This is a genomic window from Streptomyces sp. NPDC048637 (assembly GCF_040650675.1).
Lineage (GTDB): Bacteria > Actinomycetota > Actinomycetes > Streptomycetales > Streptomycetaceae > Streptomyces.
This window is the reverse complement of sequence record NZ_JBEZHQ010000007.1, coordinates 54,515-75,297: the sequence shown is the minus strand read 5'-3', so window position 1 is coordinate 75,297 and position 20,783 is coordinate 54,515. Positions and strand designations below refer to the sequence as shown.

The window sequence follows — 20,783 nt, the reverse complement described above, 5'->3', positions numbered from 1 at the left end:
GCGCTCGCCGGTGGTGGGGCCTCGACGCTGCTCGTGGCGCTACGTTAACCTACCAAACACTTGTTAGAGAAGGAGGCGGATGGCGATGCCCGCTGCCCACGACGAGACGCCCCCGCACGACGGGCAACTCCCCTGCCCACCGAAGGCGGGCGCCTGATGGACCTCGCGTTCACCGCCGCGGACGAGGCGTTCCGGGCCGAGGCCCGCGCCTGGCTCGCCGGTCACGTACCCGCCACTCCCCTGCCGTCGCTGGAGACCGCGGAAGGATTCGCCGCCCACCGGGAGTGGGAGCACCGGCTCGCCGCGGACCGCTGGTCGGTCGTCTCCTGGCCCGAGGAGTACGGCGGCCGGGGCGCGTCACTCGTGCAGTGGCTGATCTTCGAGGAGGAGTACTACGCCGCGGGCGCCCCCGGGCGGGTCGGCCAGAACGGCATCAGCCTGCTCGCCCCGACCCTCTTCGAGCACGGCACCGAGCAGCAACGCGCCCGCGTGCTCGGCCCCATGGCGCGCGGTGAGGTCATCTGGGCGCAGGCCTGGTCGGAGCCGGAGTCCGGGTCGGATCTGGCGTCGCTGCGCTCGGCCGCCGTACGGACCGGCGGCGGCTGGCTGCTGAGCGGACAGAAGACCTGGTCGTCCCGGGCCGCGTTCGCCGACCGCGCCTTCGGGCTGTTCCGCAGCGACCCGGACGCCGCCCGGCCGCACCAGGGGCTCACCTATGTGATGTTCCCGCTGGACGCACCGGGCGTGACGGTACGCCCCATCGGCCGCCTCGACGGCAAGCCCGCCTTCGCCGAACTCTTCCTCGATGAGGTCTTCGTGCCCGATGCGGAGGTCATCGGCGAGCCGGGGCAGGGCTGGCGGATCGCGATGAGCACCGCCGGCAAGGAACGCGGTCTGACGCTGCGCAGTCCGGGCCGCTTCACCGCGGCCGCCGAGCGGCTGGCCGCGCTGTGGCGCGAGGCCCCCGAGGGGGCCGGCCCGGCCCTCCGCGACCGGGTGGCCGATGCCTTGATCGGCGCCCGCGCCTATCAGCTCTTCACCTATGCCCACGCCTCGCGCCTCACCGCCGGTGAGGGAGGCGCCCCCACTGGCGGGCAGCCGGGAGTGGGGGACCTCGGCGCCGAGTCGAGCCTGAACAAGGTCTTCTGGTCCGAGCTGGACCTCGCCCTGCACGAGACCGCCCTGGACCTGCTCGGCCCGTACGGGATGCTCGCCGATGACGCCGAGGAGGCGCCCGCGCACGGGAGGTGGGCCGAGGGCTACACCTTCTCGCTAGCCGGGCCGATCTATGCCGGCACCAACGAGATCCAGCGCGACATCATCGCCGAGCGGCTGCTCGGCCTGCCGAAGGGACGCCGGTGATGCGGTTCCTCCTGACCGATGAGCAGCGGGAGTTCGCGCACATGCTGGACGGCATGCTGGGGGCGTCCGGCACACCGGCCGTGGCGCGGGCCTGGGCGGCCGGGGAGCACCGGCCGGGGCGGGCACTGTGGGCGCGGATCGCGGAGGCGGGGGTGTTCGGGCTCGCCGTCCCGGAGCGGCACGGCGGGACGGGGCTGCTGCCGGTCGAACTGGCGCTTTCCTTCACGGAGTTGGGACGGCATGCCGTTCCGGGTCCGCTGGTGGAGACGGTGGCGGCCGCCGCGTTCCTGGAGCATCTGGGCGCGGACTCCATGGCCGGGGAATGGCTGCCGCGGATCGCCGCGGGCGGGGCCGTCCTCAGCCTGTGCGCCGGGGCGGGTCCGTACGCCCTGGACGCGGATGCCGCCGACGCCGTCCTCGTTGTGGCGGGCGACACGGTGTGCCGTACGGACGCCCACGGCCCGGTGCAGGCCTGCCTCGATCCGGCCCGGCGGCCGGCCCGCCCGCTCGGTGGCACGGTGGTGGCCGAGGGCCCCGCGGTGACCGCGGCCGCCGCGCACGCCGTCGAGATCGCACGGCTGGCCACCGCCGCGCAGTCCCTCGGCCTCGGCCGCGCCCTGCTGGCGGCGACGGTGTCCTACGTCAAACAGCGCACCCAGTTCCGGGTGGCCATCGGCTCGTTCCAGGCGGTCAAGCACCGGCTGGCGGACACCCTCATCGGGCTGGAGTTCGCCCAGCCGCTGGTCCATGCGGCGGCGCTGGCGGTGGCGGCGGGTGCCCCCTCGGCGGGCCGGGAGGTGGCGGCGGCGAAGGTCGCGGCGGGCGAGGCCGGCCATACCGCGGCGCGGACGGCACTCCACCTGCACGGCGCCCTCGGTTACACGGAGGAGCTGGACCTCTCGCTGTGGATCCGCAAGGCCCGTCCACTGCGGGACGCCTGGGGCACTCCGGCGGACTGCCGCGCCCGCGTGCTCACCGGCTGACCGCTGGGCGCCCGCACTCTAGAAGCTGAAGCTCATGAATGCCCCATAGCCGCCGTCGGCCGCCTCGGTGAAGAAGGCGACAAGTTCCTCATAGTGGTACTCGAGCGAGCCCAGCGAGACGGGTGGGTATCCCCGTTCCTTCTTCATCTGCTCCGGGTCGTAGTGGACCGCAAGCCGCTCCCATGGGGTCGCCCGCAGTTGCCGGGCCACACTCTCGATCTGCTCCGCAGACCACCCGAACAGGGTGCCGTCCTCCAGGATCTGGGACCCGTCCATCAGGAACTCCAGCCGCACGTCCGTCTCGTCGAGCAGGAACTGGAGGTCGGCCCACGCCTTGTCCGGGCCACCGTAGGGGCGATTCGACTTCGAGAGGCTGTCGCTGGAATACAGCTCGGAGAGGTATTCCTCGGCCCAGCTCGGCTCCTTCTCGGCCCTGTCCAGCTCCTCCGTGGTCGCGCCGATGAACCCCACACTCACACCCATGACAAGCAATCCCCCTTGCTCTACCGCCCGTTCGACCCATTTCTCGAACGGTGATGCGAGTGTTCCACACGGCTCTGACAATCGGGCGGTGCCTCGCGACAACCGCATGCCGCATGCCGGATGCCGCATGCCGGATGCCGGACCACCATGGGCAGGAACTGCCCCCGGTCGCGCTCCGCGAGTGCGCTGCCTACAGGCGCCGGCGGTCCCGCTCGTCCAGGTCGGCCAGCATGGCATCGGCCAGGTCCCGTTCGGAGGCGTAGTAGCGCTCCGACCACTTCAGGACAAGCGCGGGATAGGCCCAGGCCTCCTCGCCGCCGGCGTCCTCGACGTCCACCTCGGCGCGCCGGCGCATGGTCTCCGCGTACTCCCGGTGCCGGCCCAGCACATCCCGCATCCGGTCGGTCTCCAGCAGATGGCCCAGCCACATCCGCAGCATCACGCCGTGCTTGAGGACGGGGGGCTCCACGGGCGCCTCGTGTGCCCAGTGGCGCACCGCCGCCATCCCCTCGTCGGTGATCACATAGACCCGCTTGTCGCGGTTGCCGGTCTCCTGGGCGACCATCCGCGCGGTGACGTAACCGACCTTCTCCAGACGCTTCAGCTCGCCGTAGATCTGGCTGAAGGACGGGCTCCAGTAGAAGAGGCGCAGCGACCAGTCGGACCATTTCTTGAGGTCGTAGCCGGACAGCTCCTCACCGAAGGAGAGCAGCCCCAGCACCGCCCAACTGGTCGCCGGCAGCACCGGTCGCTCGGTATCGCCGGTGTCCGCGGCGCCCGCCCTCGTCTCCGTCACGTGCCGCATCCTACGGTCCGCGCCGGTCCCCCGCCCGGCCGCGCATCGCCAACTCCCGTCCTGCTTCGTGGCATTCCTGCTAGAGCTATGTCTGTTGGAAACACCTCCAGGAGGTGGCCCCGGCGCGGACCGGGCGCCGCCGGGCGGGAGGCTCCCGAGTGGCAGGGGTCACCCCGGCACCGCGCCGCGGCAGAGGGCGGTCGAGGCGCGGCCGTTCGCGGAGTCCGGGGCGGCGGCCGGGCGCCGGGGCGACTGCGCGGTGCGGACCCGGACCCGCTGGCCAATAGTGGAATGGTGAGCCCGCAGCAGGGAGGTTCCCCGGGGTCCGGGCCGCGGCGTTCGGCCGGCGGGCCCGTCAGGGCCGGGCTGCGCCGGCTGCGCTACCTGCTGGAGCACGGCAAACACGGACTGCAGGGGCACCGCACGGTGGTCGGCAACGCGGTCCGGGTGACGACGGCCTCCTGTGCCGCGTTCTATCTCTGCCGCTACGGGCTCGGCCTGACCGTCATGTCCGTCTACGCCGCCTTCACCGTGGTGTCGCTCGGTGCGCTCGCCCGGATTCCCGGTTCCGGGCGTCAGCGCGCCATGACCACTCTCACCGCGATCCCCGCCGGGCTCGTGCTGGTCACGCTGGGCACGCTGCTCGCCGTCCAGACCTGGGCAGCCGTCCTCGGCATGCTCGCCATCGGCTTCATGGTGGCGTACGCGGGCACCACCGGCCCGCGGATCGCCGGGGCGGCGCCCGGGATGCAGCTGCTTTACATCCTGCCGTGCTTCCCGCCGTACGCCCCGGACTTCCTGGGCCAGCGGTTGGCCGGCTTCCTTCTGGGCGCGGTCCTGCTCGCACTGGCCCAGCGCTTCCTGCTGCCCGAACCGGAGACCCCGTCCTTCCGCCGGCTGCTGGCCGACGCCGCCGACGCCGCCGCGCGCCTGGCCGACCATCACGGCGGGACCCCTCCCGTACAGGCGCTCGCCCAGGCGCACACGGCCGGGGAGGCGCTCCGTCCCGCCTGTGTGCCGCCCGCCGACCGTCCTGCCTCCCCCACCCTCCCCCACAAGGCCATGGCACACGCCGCCGAAGCCGTCCGCACCCTGCTGGCGCGGCTGGACGACCTGCACACCGGGGCCGGGCCGCACCGGGAGTACCAGCCGGAGACGGTGGTGCTGCTGGAGGGCATCAGCGTCGCGGCCCGCGAGGCGGCGGACGCGCTGCGGCAGGGGAAGCGGCTGCGGCCCGGCGGGGGACCGTCCGCCACGGCCCTGCAGGAAGAGCTGGCCCCGGTCCGCGCCCACCAGGCCGTGGACACCCTGGAACGGCTGGGCGCCGACGACCGGCTGGTCTATCTGCGCCGCCGGTCCCAGGTGGTACAGGCCGCCGACTGCGCCGTCGTCCTGGTCCTGGCCACCCGGCTGATGCTCGGCGACCGTTCCGTCGAACGGAGCCCCGCCGGGCACACCTTCGCCTACGCGCGCACCCGCGCCCCCGAGCTGTGGTGGCAACGGCTGACCATGCACCTCACACCCCGCTCGGTGATCTTCCAGAACGCCTGCCGGTTCGCGCTCGGGCTGGCCGCGGCACGGGCCATCGCCGGGCTCCTCGACCTGCAGCACGGCTTCTGGGTCCTGCTCGCCACGCTCACCCTGACCCGTACCACCAGCCTGGAGACCTGGTCCGCGGTCCGGCAGGCGCTGACCGGCACGCTGGTCGGTGCGGTGCTGGCCGGCGGGATGCTGGCGCTGGTGCACGACCGGGACACGGTGTACGCCGTCGTGCTGCCCGTGGTCATGCTGGTGGCGTTCACCGCGGGGCCGTTGCGCGGGCTGGCCTGGGCGCAGGGCGGCTTCACCCTGGTCGTGGCCACGCTGTTCGCTCAGGTCTCCCCCGTCACCTGGCAACTGGCCCCGGTCCGGCTGGTGGATGTGCTGGTCGGCAGCGTCATCGGGCTGGCCTGCGGACTGGTGGCCTGGCCACGGGGCGCGGGCAGCGAGGTGCGCAGAAGCATGGCGGGGCTGTGCTCGGCCATCGCGGACGCCATCGGGCACACCACCGCACGGGTCGTCGAACGCTCCGGCAGCACCGATATCTTCGCCCTCAACCGCGCCCTCAGCCTCGCGCAGGAGAGCCTGGCCCAGTACGAGTCCGAGCCGCGGGAGGATGCCTGGCAGCCGGACTGGCCCGCGCTGCTGGTCGCCGGGAAGGACGCGCGACGCGGTGAGCGGCTGCTGCCCGGCCGTCCCGGCCGGATCGCCTCGCCGGAGGTCGGCACCTGGCTGCGCCACGCCGCCGACCGGACGGCGGCCGACTACCGGTCCCTCGCCCAACACCTCTGTACGGACCACGGCACGCTCCAGGCCGATCCGCAACCGCTGGATATCCGCGCCCTGTTGGCGGTCACTCCGGCCATCCCGCACGACAGCCCCGACACGGAAGCCCGCGCGGTCTCCGCCGCGCTGCTCCTCGACTCGGTGATCTGGCTCGATGCCCTCACCGCCGATCTGACCCGTATCCACAAAGAGATGTGACGCCTTTGCCGCCCGCCCCGGGGACCACTGCCGCCGTGGCCTCCCCCTGTCCGGTGCCGTGGTGCGCGCCGGGCCGGGCGGATGGCACCGGGCGGGGCGTGCCCGGTTCCGGCTGCCCGGGTGCGGATGGGGTTGCTGGCCCTGATCCTGAAGCAGTGGAGTCGTGTGCGACATGTCGCGTCGCGTCTCCCGGGCACCCGGCACGGCAGGAGCACGAGGCATCAGCACAAGGCACCCGACAAGGCAGCATGTCGCGGTACCGCCGTGACAGCGGAACGGACACACATGAGCAATGGATTCATGGGTCCGGAGGGTTACGGCCCGGACCCGTTCGGTGACTTCCTCGCGCGCTTCTTCGGTTCCGCGCAGTCCGCGGGCGGCGAGCAGGGGCAGCCCATGCCCCGGCAGGCGGACATCGCGCGCATGATGAGCGCGCCCGCCCGGGATCTGGTGACCTCCGCAGCCGCCTACGCCGCCGAGCACGGCAGTCCCGAGCTCGGCACCGAGCACCTCCTGCGGGCCGCCCTGGCGGCCGAGCCGACCCGCACCCTGCTGCAGCACGCGGGGGCGGATCCCGATGCGCTGGCGGCCGAGATCGACCGCGCCGCCGGTACGGGCCCGAAACAGACCAGTGTCGCCGTGACGCCCGCGGTCAAGCGGGCCCTGCTGAGCGCGCACGAGCTGGCCCGGGACAACGGTGCCTCGTACATCGGCCCGGAGCATGTGCTGGACGCGCTGGCGGCCAATCCGGACTCGGCGGCGGGGCGCATCCTGAACCTCGCCCACTTCGAGCCGCACGCCGCCCCGCAGGGCGGTCCCGGCGCTGCGCACCCGGGCACCGAGCACGGCGCCGCACCGAAGCACGACACCCCGACGCTCGACAAATACAGCCGCGATCTGACCGACCTGGCCCGCGCGGGCCGGATCGACCCGGTCATCGGCCGCGGGGAGGAGATCGAGCAGACCATCGAGGTGCTCTCCCGCCGGGGGAAGAACAACCCGGTGCTGGTCGGCGACGCGGGGGTCGGTAAGACCGCGATCGTCGAGGGCCTGGCCCAGCGCCTCGCCGACGGGGAGGTCCCCGAAACCCTGGCGGGGCGTCGCGTCGTCGCCCTGGACCTGACGTCCGTCGTCGCCGGCACCCGCTACCGCGGCGACTTCGAGGAGCGGATGAACGCCATCATCGAGGAGGTCCGCGCGCACCCCGACTCGCTGATCGTCTTCATCGACGAGCTCCACACGGTCGTCGGGGCCGGCGGCGGCAGCGGGGACGGCGGCTCCCTGGAGGCGAGCAATATGCTCAAGCCCGCCCTCGCGCGCGGGGAGCTGCATGTCATCGGCGCCACCACCCTGGAGGAGTACCGGCGGCACATCGAGAAGGACGCCGCGCTCGCCCGGCGCTTCCAGCCCATCCTGGTGCCCGAGCCGAGCGTCTCCGACACCGTGGAGATCCTGCGCGGGCTGCAGGACCGCTACGAAGCGCATCACCAGGTGCGCTACACCAAGGAGGCGCTGCTGGCGGCGGTCGAGCTCTCGGACCGCTATATCGCCCACCGTTTCCTCCCCGACAAGGCGATCGACCTGCTCGACCAGGCGGGCGCCCGGGTCCGGCTCCGTTCGGGCGCCAAGGCCACCGACGTTCGTGATCTGGAACGCGAGGTGGAACAGCTGGTCAGGGACAAGGACCAGGCGGTCGCCGCGGAGCAGTACGAACGGGCCACCGAGCTGCGGGACCGGATCGCCGACCTCACCGCACGGATCGAGGCCGGCCAGCCGGAGCCGCCGAACGACTGCCACATCGTGCAGGTCACCGCGGAGGACATCGCGGAGATCGTGTCGCGGCAGACCGGCGTGCCCGTGAGCAGTCTGACGCAGGAGGAGAAGGAGCGGCTGCTCGGACTGGAGGAACGGCTGCACACCCGGGTGATCGGACAGGACGACGCGGTCACGGCCGTCTCCGACGCGATCCTGCGCTCGCGGGCCGGACTCGCCGACCCCGACCGCCCGATCGGCAGCTTCCTCTTCCTCGGCCCGACCGGCGTGGGCAAGACCGAACTGGCCCGCGCGCTCGCCGAGTCGCTGTTCGGCAGCGAGGAGCGCATGGTGCGGCTGGACATGAGCGAGTATCAGGAACGGCACACCGTCAGCCGGCTGGTGGGTGCGCCCCCGGGGTACGTCGGCCACGAGGATGCGGGCCAGCTGACCGAGGCGGTGCGCCACCACCCCTATTCGCTGCTGCTGCTCGACGAGGTGGAGAAGGCGCACCCCGATGTCTTCAACATGCTGCTGCAGGTCCTCGACGACGGCCATCTGACCGACTCCCAGGGCCGCACGGTCAACTTCAAGAACTCCGTCATCGTGATGACCAGCAACCTCGGCTCGGATGCGCTCAGCGGCGGCCGGGGAGTGCTCGGTTTCGGTCCGGACATCTCGGGGGCGGAGGCCGGCGACGGCGCGCGGGAACGGGCGCTGAGCTCCTTGCGCGAGCACTTCCGCCCGGAGTTCCTGAACCGGCTCGACGAGATCATCGTCTTCCGCCGGCTCACCGACGATCAGCTGCGTCAGATCACCGGACTGCTGCTCGACGGGACCCGCCGCAGGCTGCACGCCCAGGACATCTCCGTGGAGTTCACCCCCGGCGCCGTGGACTGGCTCACCCACCGCGGCCACCAGCCCGAATACGGGGCCCGGCCGCTGCGGCGCACGATCCAGCGCGAGATCGACAACGTGCTCTCGCGGCTGCTGCTCGACAGTGCGCTGTCGCCCCATGACGAGGTGCGCGTCGAGGTGGAGAACAACGAGCTGGCGTTCCGTACCGGCAAGCAGGAGCAGGAGTCCGGGTGAATGCGCTGGGCCCGCGCGACACGTCCCAGGGGCGCCATGAGTCGCCGGAAGAGCGTGCCGACCGGCGGTGGAACGAGTTGCTGCAAGAGGTGCGGGTCATCCAGACCGGCGTGCAGATCCTCTTCGGGTTTCTGCTCACCGTCGTCTTCACCCCGCGCTTCACCACGCTCGGACAGACCGACCAGACCATCTACGTGGTGACGGTCCTGCTGGGGGCGGCCACGACCGGGGCGCTGATCGGGACGGTGACCTTCCACCGGCTGGTCACCGGTCACCGGTTGAAGCCGGAGACGGTGCTCTGGGCCGCGCGCCTGTCCCTGGTCGGGATCGTGCTCCTGCTGGCGACGGTCGCCTCCGCACTGCTGCTGATCCTGCGCATCGCCATGGACGACTCCGCCGTCCCCTGGATCGTCACCGGGATCGTCGGCTGGTTCATGCTCTGCTGGTTCGCGCTGCCCGCCTGGGTGCTGCACCGGTACTCGGGCAATGACTGAGCGCACATCCCGGGGCCCGGGGTGCTCCCCGCTGGAGGGACGGTGGTCCAGGGACGGGACACGTCCGACCGGAGGCCGAACGCCCGGGCGGCGGGGCGCGTCTGACCACGTGGCACCGTACGGAGGGCGGCCCACCGGGTACTACGGCGCTCCGCGCATCTGACGCACCCGGCAAGGGCGCGGGCCGGGCCCCCGGTCGGGGTCCCGGCCCGCGCCCTTGGCGGCCGCAGTTCGGTCGGCGGTTACGCGCCTACGGCGGCCGTGCCCAAGCGGCGCGGGCGGTAGAGCAGCGCCGCACCCGCGAACCCGGCGCTGACGATCGCCAGCCCCACCGCGAGCAGTTCCGGCCACATGCCGGTGTCGCCCAGGCCGCTGCCCAGCGGGGCGAAGACCCCGGCCCGGGACAGGGCGTGCAGCGCGATGATGATCATGGCCCCGGCGGCACTCACCGTCCAGACCAGCGCGGTGTCGTGCATCGCCAGCCAGCCGGCCAGCAGCAGGTAGACGATGGCGATGGCCATCGAGAGCCCGGCGGCCGCCTGGGCACCCTGCAGGTGCGACGAGTTCACCGGCAGATGGCTCAGCCCGCACAGCGCCAGCGCCAGGGCCGCGGGCCAGCGCAGTACGGACCGCAGCACGCCGGGGACCGCGTAGCCCGGCTGGCGGGGCGCCTCGTCCGCGGGCGCCCAGCGCGGACCACCCTGCGGCATGGCGCCGGCGGGCCGATGGGACCACGGGGGACGGTTGGGCGGCTGGTTCATCGCGTGCTCGCTCTGCCCGGTGTACAGCGGCTGCCCGTCGCGGCCCAGAGGGCGGACATCGGGGTCGAGCACGTGCATGGACGCGGTGCGCTCCGGCTCGACGGGGTCAGCGGGACCGCCGGGGCCACCGAAACCGCCGAAGCCACCGGGACCACCGGGGCCGGGCGGGAAGGGATCGACGAGGCCGTGCACATCGGCACCGCCGCCGTTCGTCCGGTCGAAGAGCTCGATCAGCTGCGCGACCTCCTCCACGGACCGGTCGACGGCCACCGCACGCAGTGCGTCATGGCTCGATTCCGCGGTGTGCGGGGTGGCGCTGAGCATGTCGAAGAGCGCGGCGACCTCGCTCACCGGACGGGATACGACCGCCATACGCAGGGCTTCGTCGCCGGGGTTGGGAACGTCGCCACTCCGCTTGAGCCGTTCCACAAGGGCGGCGACTTCCTCCAGGGGCCGATGGGTGACTGCCTCCCACAGAAGGGTGCGGGCCGAGTTTTTCTCAGGGGTCATGGGCGGAAAGTGCTCGCCGGGTTCTGTCGAGGACAACTCGGCGTCGCCCCCACAAAGAGCTGGTTCGGATGACATGGAGGGACTCCACTGAACGAGGGGAGCGTCAAACACCAGAAGCGCTGACACTCGGCGGACTTTGAGCGTGCTGTGCTTCAGCCAACGTCCCTACGGGCTGCCCTCGCCATTCAGGAAGGCCATCCGGTGGAGACACGCCGGTACACCCGGGCGTGCCGCGGCCGGGGGCCGTGTTCCGGCCCGGACTCGATTCGGTTCCGCACACCCGGTGAAAGCCGGTTCCGCACACCCGGTGAAAGGAGATGCGCGACGCCTGTTCCGCTCCGGGAATTACGCCCGGATACCCGCCCATACAGAGCGTGACGTCCGAGGTGCCAAGGGCGGCCGACCCTGATTAGCTGGTAAATGCAGCTCTCCATACACCGTTCAAGGACAGATCATGAGCGCATCAGGAGAATCACGCGCACGAATCCAGCAGATGCGTGACAAGGCCCAGGAACTGCAGGCGGCCGCGGAGCGGGCCGGCGACCCGGAGGAGCGGAAGCGGCTTCAGGAGAAGGCACGCAGGCTCCAGTCCCAGAGTGAGCAGGAAAGCGGTATGGCCAGCGGAGACATCTACCCTGCCGACTGAGGCCCCGCGGTGCCCGCCCCGATGGCGGGAGCACACACAGAGAGATGACGGGACGCAGCCCCTGGCCGCGTCCCGTCCGCTGTCTTCCGTCACACCGTGAAGGGCTGCTGCTCCAGAAATGCGTCGCCGGGCCGGCCGGACACATACAAGTTGGGGCTCTGGGTGGGCGGCATGTTGCGCACGATGTCGCGGTGAAAGGCGCGGTAGCCGCCGCGGAACGCCCCGTCGTTCCAGACGTCGAGCAGCGTCCCGGTGAATTTTCCGTTGACATTCCCGTCGGAGGCCAGCTGATTGTCCTGGCAGGCGGAGATGAGCAATGCGTCGGTGTCCGTCGCGCGGCTCTTGTGGGTGGCGAGATCGCGCTGGAGCTCTTGGAAGAACTCCTTGTCCCGCTGATAGATCTCGTGCTGCTGCACCACGGGCATCAGACGCGATGTCTGCTCGATCCGGCCGGGGTCGCGGGTCTGGAACTGCTCCTCCATGGCCTCGGGGCTGAGGACCTCGCGCACCTCGATACCGGTGCCGCTGTGACAGCAGTCGAGCAGGGCCAGAATCCGCACGCCCTGGGCGAAGCGGGCGAATTCCCGGTGCAGCTCGTCGTCGAGGAATTCCCGGTCGTAGAGCACCAGGGTTTCGTCGAAAGTGTCCGGCTCCTCGTCGGACCCCTCGGTGTTCGGGATCTGGCCGCCGTGGCCCGAGTACGTGAACAGCAGGATGTCGCCGCTCTTGAGGGTCTTGGCCGCCTTGCGCAGTTCGGCGGTCACCTGCTTCGCGGTTCCCTGGGCGGTGAGCAGGGTGGTCGCGTCGAATCCGGCATCGCCGGCCAGCCGGGCCATGTCACGCGCATCGTTTTCGCAGGCGACGAGTTCACCGTCCCAGCCGCCGTATTTGGCGGCATCGACCTGGTTGAGTCCGAGGTGGAGGGAGAGGCCGGTGGCCATGGGAACTCCTTAGCACGTGCGCGGTGGGGGCTACGCCTGGATGCGTTCCGTGGCCCGTCGGCGTCCGAACGCGGCGCCCCGCCCAACCGCCTGAACGGTCCCGCGCAGGCGGAGCGTCGCCGGTGCGCGCGGCTGTTCGAGTGGCTTCGAGGTGGGCACCGATCGGCGGTCCGCACCACCGGGAAGCGGTTATCGCATGATCCCATCAGATTCCCCACGGGCCGCCGGCGCGACGGCCGGGACCACGTCCCGGCCGCCCCTGGCGGACCGTGCGGGCTATGACGAGCGCTTCCTCGGGGTTCCGGTACCGCTGCCGCTGCCCAGCCATCCCGAGGTGGAGACGGTGGTGCTGCCGTACACCCACTTCACCGTGGTGCTGCGCCCGGACCGGCGGATGGCGGCGGCCACCGCGGTCTGTATCGACGGGCAGCGTCTGCAGGAGCATGTGCCACGGGAGAGCAGCTGGGCATTCGATCCCCGGCTGGACAAGGCCCATCAGACGGGCAACGACGTGTACCGCGGCAACTCCCTGGACAAGGGACATCTGGTGCGCCGGCTCGACCCCGTGTGGGGTGGGGCCGCGGAGGCGAACCAGGCCAATGAGGACACCTTTCACTACACGAACGCCGCCCCGCAGGCGGATGTCTTCAACCAGGGCAAGAAGCTGTGGCAGGGGCTGGAGAACTTTCTGCTCGACCACGCCGCCGACTTCGACCGCAAGCTCGCCGTCCTCACCGGGCCCGTACTCCACGACTCCGACCCGCCGTACCGGGGCGTACAAGTGCCGCTGCGCTTCTGGAAGGTGGCGGCGTTCCTCCAGGACGGCTCACTGGCGGCGACAGCGTACGTCCTCGACCAGAGCCCCGATCTGACCCGGGACGCCGAACGGGCCCTGGCCGGTGCGCAGGTGGGCGCGCCGCCACCGCTGGGTGCGTTCCGGACGTTCCAGGTGCCGGTGAAGGATGTCGCCGAGCTGACCTCGCTGGACCTGGGGCCCCTGCCCGCCGTCGATCTGATGCCCGTCGTACGTGCCCCGGGCGAGCGCTGGAAGCGGCTCGCGTCGCACGACGACATCGTGCTGCAGCGCAGCTGAGGCCGGGAGGCGCGAGCAATGCGACCCAGGGTCGTCTATGTCCACGGAAACGGGAACAAGGTCCGCTCGGAGCTGCTCAAGTCCCAGTGGGACACAGCGCTGTTCGGCAGGGACATGGCCGGGGCGTCGCGGATGGCGTACTGGGCCCCGGTGCGGTATCCGGCACCGCTCCCCGATTTCCGGCCGGATCCGCTGGACGGCCGGGCGGAGCTGATCGAGGAGCTGCCGGCCGCTCCGGACCGGGCCGGGGCGGAGCCGCCGGAGGAGTTCGTGGCGCGGACGCTGGGTGAAGCGCGGCTCGAAGCAGGTGAGATCGGGCTGGAGGGGCGGGCCGGGGCCGATGAGAGCGCGCTGGTCGACTGGCTGCGGGACATGACGTATCTCGCGGACACGCTGGCACAGGCCGGGGAGCGCGAGGAGCCCGGTGCGGAGCTGCCGCTGGAGGCGCTGCCGATGCCCCGGTCGGGCCGCACGGCGGTGTTCCGGCTGCTGGTCAAGCATGCCTTCAAGGACGTGCACGCCTACTTCTTCGGCGGGGCGGGGCCGGCGATGCGTGAGGTGGTCAAGGAGACGCTGGCGGGTGTGGACGGCGGCCCGCTGGTGGTGATCGGCCACAGCCTGGGAACGATCATCGCCTACGAGGTGCTGATGGAGCAGGGGCGGGAGGTGGAGCTGCTGGTCACCGTCGGATCGCCGCTGGCGATCTCCGAGGTGCAGGACCATCTGGCGCGGCCGCCGGCGGTCCCCGGCGGGGTGGCGGCCTGGCACAACGCCTCGGACCTGCGGGATCTGGTGGCCCTCGACCACACGCTGCGACCCGAGTACGCCCCGCAGGAACGGGTCACCGATCTGCTGGTCACGAATGACAGCAGCAATCACCACGGCATCAGCGAATATCTGTCGCAGCACGACGTCAGGGCACCGGTGCAGCGGATCTTCGACGGTACCGGGTAGGTGCGGTATGCCGTTGACCGAGACGGAGTGGGACCTGGTCACCACGTGGGTGCGGAACTATCTGCTCGACACCACCGATCCGCATACGCAGCTCGCCCAGTACGGATTCCCGCCGGAATTCGTCGGCGCGCTGCGGCTGACCCACACCAGCACGGACAACGCCCGCACGCTCGTGCACCAGTCACGCACGGATATCCAGCGGCAGCTGCGACTCGTCGAGGCCCTCACCACGATCGACCGGCTGGCCGTGCTTCCGGACATCGTGAAGGCCCAGGAATTCCTGGCCCGGCTGCGGGAGGACTTCCGCGCCCACGCCGCACGGGACAATTTCCGTACCTGTGTCCTCAAGAACGGCACCGAGGCCTTCATCGACCGCCAGGACCTGCGGGAAACTCTGCGCCGGTTCATCGCGGACCCCCACAAATTCATTCTGCTGGTCGACGGCGAGCCGGGCAGCGGCAGGTCGTACACCTACAGCTTTCTCCGCCATATCGGACAGCACAGCGGCTTCCGTCCGGTGCGCGTCACCCTGTCGCACACCGCCACCGCCGCCAAGGTCGTCCGGCGGCTGGCCGACTTCGTCGCCGATCCGCAGGAGGGCGCCGCACCGCTGAACCCCACGGAACTCAACGACCTGCTGCCGTCGATCGACGAGGCCGCGCACTGGGTGGCCGGCCGGGCCACCGCCGTCGAGGAGCGCTTCTGGCTGGTCCTCGACGAATGCGACAAACTCGATCCCAGCTCCGATGTGTGGGACTTCATCGGACAACTCGGCATGGCCATCTACGAGCACGCCGCCGTACGCGGAGATCAGGCGCCCCGGCTGGTGCTCCTCGGGTACGGGCGCTCGATGCGTCAACTCCCTTACGACCTGCGGGGAAATCTGACCTGGGACACCGCGCGGATCGCCGAACCCGACGATCTGCGCACCTTCTTCGACCAGGCCTTCCATGAGTCACCACCGGAGATCCTCGGTACGGGGCAGCTGCGGGAATCCGCCATCGCCACGCTGGTGGACGCGGCCGTGCACGAGGTGCTCCAGGCCACCGGGGGGAACGGCGCAGACCGCGAAAGCTATATGCGCAAGCTCTGCACGGCAGCGGAGGGGGCCATCCGTGTCTACCAGTCCCTCTGACCGTCCCGCGGTGGACCCGTCCGCGGCACGGGAGTTGTTCGTCGCCCGCCTGCGCGCGGAGCTGCACATGGGCGAGGAGCGGACCCAGGAGGTCTCCGACGCCCGCCGCGCCTACCGCGAGGCGGCCTGTCTGCTGGGCCGGTTCGATCCCCAGTGGCTCCGGCTGCCCAGTGAGGTGGCCGCCACCGGCGGCGCCGTCCTGGAACTGGTCGACGACTGCACGACCATGGGGATGCAGGACCAGGCCGGATGGTCCCTCAAGTCCGATGTCAGGGACCGGACGCTCCGCGGGCTGGCCGGGCCCGAGGCCGCCCGGCGCGTCCTGGAGTGCCATCTCGATCAGCTTCCCGCCGAACCCGGTCCGGAGCGCTTCTGTCTGGCCTATCTCTCCGGCCGCCCCCCGGCAACGGACCGGCTCACCACCGACGAGCTGGCCGACGCCCTCCAGGCGGTGCTGTGGCTCTCCCGGGTGCCGGGCACGACCGGGCTGCCGGACACCGCGGAGCTGCAGCTCACCCTGGAGCGGGCCAGGCTGCTCGATCCCCTGGAGCGCCTCGTACGGTGGCCGTTCCAGGGGCGTACGCGCGAACTCGCGGAGCTACGGGACTACGTCCTCCTGCCCGGCGGGGCCCCGGCGGCCGGAGCGCAGCCGGACGGTCGTCCGCAGCGCCCGACGCCGGTCCCCCCGCTGGTCGTGCACGGTCCCGGCGGGATGGGCAAGACCACGCTCCTCGCCAAGTTCGTGCTCGACAGCATCCATGACCCGGCCGGCTGCTTCCCCTTCGCCTATATCGACTTCGAGCGGCCCACCCTCTCGATCCAGGAACCGGTCACGCTGATCGCCGAGGCGGCCCGGCAGCTCGGCATCCAGTTCCCGGCCCACCGCGCGGAGCTGGACGCGCTGGCGCACGAGTGCCAGCAGGCGGCCCGCAGCCAGCGCGAGGGCCAGGAGCGGGTGAGCCAGCTGCATGAACTCGCCACGACCCGGGCCGTGCTGGGACGCCGCTCCTCGCAGCAGTTCCAGTCGCTGGCCGCCGGGCGGGAGACCGATCTGATCCGCCGGCTCGCCGATGTCCTGCGGCGGGCGGTGGCGGACAAAAAGGACGGGGAACACCCGGAGGACCCACCCTTCGCGCTGGTCGTCGACTCGTTCGAGGAGGCGCAGTACCGCGGATCGCCGGTGGTGGGCCGGATGGTGGCGATCTATCTCTCGTTCCAGAGCATCTATCCGCGGATGCGGCTCATCGTCTCCGGGCGGGCGCCGGTGGAGCATCCGGCCAAGACCGTCGCATCGCTCGACATCGAACTGGGGGAACTCGATCCGGAGGCGGCCGTCGGCCTGCTGACGTCCTGCGGGGTCACGGACCCCGAGGTGGCACGGGCGCTGGCGGACCGGGTCGGCGGCCATCCGCTCAGTCTGAAGCTGGCCGCGCGGGCCGCCACCCTCGCGGGAAGGGAGGCCGAGCGGACCTGCGAGCTGATCCGCAGCCTGCCCGAACGCCGTCATCAGGTCTTCCGCCGGGTCGACCAGCTGCTGGTCCAGGGGATCCTCTACGACCGCATCCTCAGCCATATCGGCAACGAGGAGGTACGCCGGCTCGCCCACCCCGGGCTGGTGCTCCGGGTCCTCACCCCGGAGATCATCAAGGAGGTGCTCGCCGAGCCCTGCGGACTGCGGGTGGCGACGCCGGCCGCGGCCCGCGCGCTCTTCGAGGAGTTCAGCCGCCTGGACCTGGTCGAGCCGGCCCGCCCGGACTCCGTGCGCTACCGCAGCGATGTCCGCGCCATCATGCTGCGGCTGCCGGGCGGCGACCGCACCGCCGTGATGCGCGCCGTCGAGCGGCGCGCGGTCGAGCACTATGCCGCGCGCGACGGCCTGGAGGCGCGGGCCGAGGAGATCTACCACCGGCTGCGGCTCGACGAGAACCCGCGCTCGGTGGAGGAGCGGTGGCTGCCGGGCGTCGAACGGTTCCTGGCCGGTGCCCAGCAGGACATGACGCCGAGGGCCGCGGGTCTGCTGACGGCCAGGCTCGGCGGCGGCACCCCCGATCAGGTCGCGGCGGGCGCCGACCAGGAGGACTGGGAACGGATCGCGGCCCGCGAGGTGGAGGATCTGCTCGCCCAGGGCTACGCCCAGGCGGCCTTCGAACGGCTCGGCAGACGACAGCCCTGGACACCGTGCAGCCCCCTGCATGCCCTGCTCGCCGAGTCCCTCCACCGGCTCGGGCGGCAGGAGGAGGCCCGTCGGGCCACGGCGGACGCCATCGACACGGCGGAGCGCGCGGGGTGCGGGGAGCGCCGACTGGAGCTGCTGCTGCTCTCCGCCCGGCTCTCGGAGGAGGCCGGCGACCTGGCGAACGCGGGCCGTGCGCTGCGGGTGGCGGAGGATGTCGCGGTGGCTCTGGGACAGGACCTCGAAGCGATGGGCGCGCTGCTGGCGCGTGCCCGGCTGACGGCGGGCGCCGACGGCGCCGACCTGGAGGCGGACCAGCAACTCGCCGAGCGACTGCGGCTGTTGCCCGATACCGTGCTCGCCGACCAACCGGTGCTGGTCCGCGCGGTCGCCTCGCAGATCTACGACCGGGCCCCCGGCGCGCTCGACCATGCGCTGGAGGTGGTGGGGCTGCCGGCCGACGACGAGACGCTGGACACGCTGGGCGCGGCGATGCGCCGCGCGACCAGCCGGCAACCGGCGCTGCTGGGCCGGGTGATGGAGATCCTGGACGAGGCCGCGGGACCGTCCCGGCAGCCGGCCGGCGGCGCGCCGACCGGTATCGCCGGGATCCTGCGGCTGGCCCGGGACCGCGGCACCCTCGACACCCTCGCCCGGCGGCTGCTGGCCGTACCCGACAAGAGCGGGGAGATCGTCGCCGGGGTGGCCGCAGCCATGGGTGTGGGCACCGGTGCCCCTACGGCAGCCCGCGCGGCCTCCGGGCCGGAGCACGACAGCCGTACACACGACAGCCGCACACAGGAGGAAGGGAGCGGCCCCGCGGGGCCTGAGGAGCGATGACCGCCTATCTCTCGCCCGACGAGATCCGCCAGGTGCTGGACGCCGCGGTGGAGACCGGGCTGGCCGACCCCTCCGTCCGGCCGCTGCTGCTCGACGGCGTCATGCCCCGGTACCGCAGCACCCTGCCGCTCCATCCGGCGCCCGGACGGCAGGCGCACTCCGACCTCAACGAGATGAACCGGGTGGAGCGGCTGGTGGACGGCTCGGTGCCGCTGGAGATCTGGCTGCGCAACGCCGTCGCCGAGACCACCGAGGCCGCACCGCTCACGGTGTTCCAGAAGGCCCTGGACGAGGTGGCGCGGAAGGCGGGCGGTGAACCGGATGTGCTGGCCGGGCTGCCCTCCCCCACCTCGGAGGTCAAGGAACAGATCGTCCACCGGGACGACACGGTGCCGATCGGTTTCCTCCGCGGTGGTGAGCTGGCGGGCGGCGCGGTGGCCCGTCTCAAGGTGCCGCCGTACCAAGGGGGCGCTCCGCTGCAGCCGAACGGTTTCCCGCACTCCGGTACGGGGTGGCTGATCGCTCCGGACCTGCTCGTCACCAACCACCATGTGGTCAACGCCAGGACCGGGACCGGGGAGGGGCGGCCGGTGGCCGACGCCGAGGACCTGAGCCTCCAGGCCCGGCACACCCGCGCCCGGTTCGACTTCGACACCGATGAGGTGGAGACGGAGGAGGCCACCGTCAGCGCGCTCGTCGCCGCGGACGCAGAGCTCGACTACGCGGTGCTGCGGCTGGCCGTCGAGCCCGCGCGGCCGGTGCTGAAGCTGGCGGCGGAACCTTTGACGGTCGCCGGCGGCGACTACGTGGCCGTCAACATCATCCAGCACCCGGGGGGCCAGCCGAAGCGGGTCGCGCTGCGCAACAACCTCGTCTACGAGGCGGACGAGAACGATGTCCGCTACTTCACCGACACCCGCGGCGGGTCCTCGGGGTCGCCGGTCTTCACGGACGACTGGAAGGTGGTGGCGCTCCACCGGGGGACGCGGCGGGTGGAGAACGTGCTGTTCCAGGGCAGGACGACGGCCTTCGTCAATGTCGGCACCCAGATGCGCAGCATCATGCGCCATCTGCAGACCAGCAGTCCCGGTATCCATGCCGAGATCGAGACGGCACAACAGGCCGCCCAGCGCGGCTGAGGAGGCGAGATGCACAGTCGGCGCAGATCACCGGTGGCGGCCGGTCCCGAGCAGATCTTCTCGGATCTGCGGGAGGTCGCGGCGCGGGTGAAGGACGGGCTGTCCTGGGAGATCCCCGAATCCCTGGAGGAACTGCCCGCCGACGAGCTGCCCGCCGGGCAGATCGCGCAGTTCGCGCAGCAGGAGCGGACCCGGGTGCTGTCGGCGGGCGTCAGCGGTCTGGAGAAGCTCGCGGAGGGCCGCGCCGACGAGATCGATGACGACGAGTCCTTCGGCATGGAAGCCATCGTGCTGCTCGAAGGCCGCCCCGCCATCCTCGTCCAGAACCATGACTTCGCACCGCAGCAGGGTGACTGGGCGGTGCTGGACGGCCACCGGGCGGCGATCCGTGCGTCGCTCTCCCGGGTGGGGCGGGTCGAGCTGTCCGGGCATCTGAGCCTGGACTGGCTGGGCACGGCGTTCCTGGTCGGCCCGGACGTGGTGATGACGAACCGTCATGTGGCGGCGGAGTTCGCCCGTGGCGACCGCACCGGCTGGACCTTTCAGCAGGGCATCGGGGCCCGGCTCGACATGGGTGAGGAGTACGGCGGCGATGCGGACGGCGGCGGCCCCGCCTATGACGTCGTCGAGGTGCTGGGCATCCACGAGGACGTGGACCTGGCTCTGCTGCGGGTCGCGCCGCCGGCCGGTGGCGGTGCGCTGCCCGCTCCGCTGGCCGTGGCCGCGGACGCGCCCGCCGACCTGCCCGGACGCCCGGTGTACTGCGTCGGCTATCCGGCGTACGACGGCCGGCGCAACGAGCCGGAGTCGATGCGCCGGATCTTCATGGACATCTACAACGTCAAACGGCTGCAGCCCGGCACCACCACGGAGCTGGTACCGGGCAAGAACGTCATCAAGCACGACTGTTCCACGCTCGGCGGCAACAGCGGCTCACCCGTCATCGACCTCACCGACCACCGGGTCCTGGGCCTCCATTTCGGCGGCCGCTACGGCTTCGGCAACTTCGCCGTGCCGCTGTGGCAGCTGGTGGACGATCCGCTGCTGGGCCGGGCGGAGATCAACTTCGTCTGAGCGCCGCTGCCCGCCGCATGCGGGCCGGCCCG

Annotated in this window: 16 protein-coding genes; 12 read left to right on the top strand and 4 right to left on the bottom strand. The window is 71.7% G+C overall.

Annotated elements, in window-relative coordinates; genetic code table 11:
• Positions 1-156: 156 nt before the first annotated feature.
• The gene (locus AB0C46_RS12405; RefSeq protein WP_362827758.1) at positions 157-1,362 is read left to right on the top strand and encodes an acyl-CoA dehydrogenase family protein; all 1,206 of its coding nucleotides are present in this window, start codon (positions 157-159) and stop codon (positions 1,360-1,362) included.
• A complete protein-coding gene (locus AB0C46_RS12400) occupies positions 1,362-2,345 on the top strand; it encodes an acyl-CoA dehydrogenase family protein (protein WP_362827914.1) in 984 nt (327 codons plus the stop codon). The genes AB0C46_RS12405 and AB0C46_RS12400 overlap by 1 nt, the downstream gene beginning before the upstream one ends.
• 18 nt (positions 2,346-2,363) lie before the next feature.
• Here the strand turns inward: AB0C46_RS12400 and AB0C46_RS12395 are convergent, their stop codons facing one another.
• Together AB0C46_RS12395 and AB0C46_RS12390 are read right to left on the bottom strand one after the other, a co-directional pair.
• Positions 2,364-2,828, bottom strand: a complete 465-nt coding sequence (locus AB0C46_RS12395; protein ID WP_362827757.1) for a DUF1877 family protein — start codon at positions 2,826-2,828, stop codon at positions 2,364-2,366.
• A gap of 190 nt (positions 2,829-3,018) precedes the next feature.
• Positions 3,019-3,633, bottom strand: coding sequence for a PadR family transcriptional regulator (locus AB0C46_RS12390; RefSeq protein WP_362827756.1), 615 nt, complete (start codon positions 3,631-3,633; stop codon positions 3,019-3,021).
• Between the two features lie 282 nt (positions 3,634-3,915).
• On the opposite strand from AB0C46_RS12390, the gene AB0C46_RS12385 reads away from it, so the two are divergent.
• The 3 genes from AB0C46_RS12385 to AB0C46_RS12375 all read left to right on the top strand — a co-directional run bounded on the left by AB0C46_RS12385 (position 3,916) and on the right by AB0C46_RS12375 (position 9,485).
• Positions 3,916-6,147 (top strand): FUSC family protein, encoded by a 2,232-nt coding sequence (locus AB0C46_RS12385; RefSeq protein WP_362827755.1) that lies wholly within the window; start codon positions 3,916-3,918, stop codon positions 6,145-6,147.
• A gap of 285 nt (positions 6,148-6,432) precedes the next feature.
• On the top strand, positions 6,433-8,991 hold the full coding sequence (locus tag AB0C46_RS12380) for an ATP-dependent Clp protease ATP-binding subunit (protein ID WP_362827754.1): 2,559 nt from the start codon (positions 6,433-6,435) through the stop codon (positions 8,989-8,991).
• Positions 8,988-9,485 carry a DUF6328 family protein gene (locus tag AB0C46_RS12375; protein WP_362827753.1) on the top strand — a complete coding sequence of 166 codons (498 nt, stop codon included), beginning with the start codon at positions 8,988-8,990 and terminating at the stop codon, positions 9,483-9,485. The genes AB0C46_RS12380 and AB0C46_RS12375 overlap by 4 nt, the downstream gene beginning before the upstream one ends.
• Before the next feature lie 242 nt (positions 9,486-9,727).
• On the opposite strand, the gene AB0C46_RS12370 is transcribed toward AB0C46_RS12375, so the two are convergent.
• The gene (locus AB0C46_RS12370; protein WP_362827752.1) at positions 9,728-10,756 is read right to left on the bottom strand and encodes a hypothetical protein; all 1,029 of its coding nucleotides are present in this window, start codon (positions 10,754-10,756) and stop codon (positions 9,728-9,730) included.
• A 454-nt stretch (positions 10,757-11,210) separates the two neighbouring features.
• Between AB0C46_RS12370 and AB0C46_RS12365 the strand changes: the two genes are divergently transcribed.
• Entirely contained in the window at positions 11,211-11,402 is a 192-nt protein-coding gene (locus AB0C46_RS12365) for a DUF6381 family protein (protein WP_362827751.1), read from the top strand.
• Positions 11,403-11,491: 89 nt separating this feature from the next.
• On the opposite strand, the gene AB0C46_RS12360 is transcribed toward AB0C46_RS12365, so the two are convergent.
• The gene (locus tag AB0C46_RS12360; RefSeq protein ID WP_362827750.1) at positions 11,492-12,343 is read right to left on the bottom strand and encodes a caspase family protein; all 852 of its coding nucleotides are present in this window, start codon (positions 12,341-12,343) and stop codon (positions 11,492-11,494) included.
• Positions 12,344-12,539: 196 nt separating this feature from the next.
• Between AB0C46_RS12360 and AB0C46_RS12355 the strand changes: the two genes are divergently transcribed.
• Genes AB0C46_RS12355 through AB0C46_RS12330 form a run of 6 tightly spaced genes read left to right on the top strand, consistent with a single transcriptional unit; the run spans position 12,540 to position 20,751 of the window.
• Positions 12,540-13,436: a DNA/RNA non-specific endonuclease gene (locus tag AB0C46_RS12355; protein WP_362827749.1), complete on the top strand. Its 897-nt coding sequence runs from the start codon at positions 12,540-12,542 to the stop codon at positions 13,434-13,436.
• A gap of 18 nt (positions 13,437-13,454) precedes the next feature.
• Positions 13,455-14,390, top strand: coding sequence for a hypothetical protein (locus AB0C46_RS12350; RefSeq protein ID WP_362827748.1), 936 nt, complete (start codon positions 13,455-13,457; stop codon positions 14,388-14,390).
• 7 nt (positions 14,391-14,397) lie between these two features.
• Complete coding sequence (locus tag AB0C46_RS12345; protein WP_362827747.1) at positions 14,398-15,525, top strand: hypothetical protein; 1,128 nt, start codon at positions 14,398-14,400, stop codon at positions 15,523-15,525.
• Positions 15,506-18,538, top strand: a complete 3,033-nt coding sequence (locus AB0C46_RS12340) for an AAA family ATPase (RefSeq protein WP_362827746.1) — start codon at positions 15,506-15,508, stop codon at positions 18,536-18,538. Before AB0C46_RS12345 ends, AB0C46_RS12340 begins: the two co-directional genes overlap by 20 nt.
• On the top strand, positions 18,535-19,677 hold the full coding sequence (locus AB0C46_RS12335; protein ID WP_362827745.1) for a trypsin-like peptidase domain-containing protein: 1,143 nt from the start codon (positions 18,535-18,537) through the stop codon (positions 19,675-19,677). The genes AB0C46_RS12340 and AB0C46_RS12335 overlap by 4 nt, the downstream gene beginning before the upstream one ends.
• A gap of 9 nt (positions 19,678-19,686) precedes the next feature.
• Positions 19,687-20,751: a serine protease gene (locus AB0C46_RS12330; RefSeq protein WP_362827744.1), complete on the top strand. Its 1,065-nt coding sequence runs from the start codon at positions 19,687-19,689 to the stop codon at positions 20,749-20,751.
• The last annotated feature ends 32 nt before the right edge of the window (positions 20,752-20,783 follow it).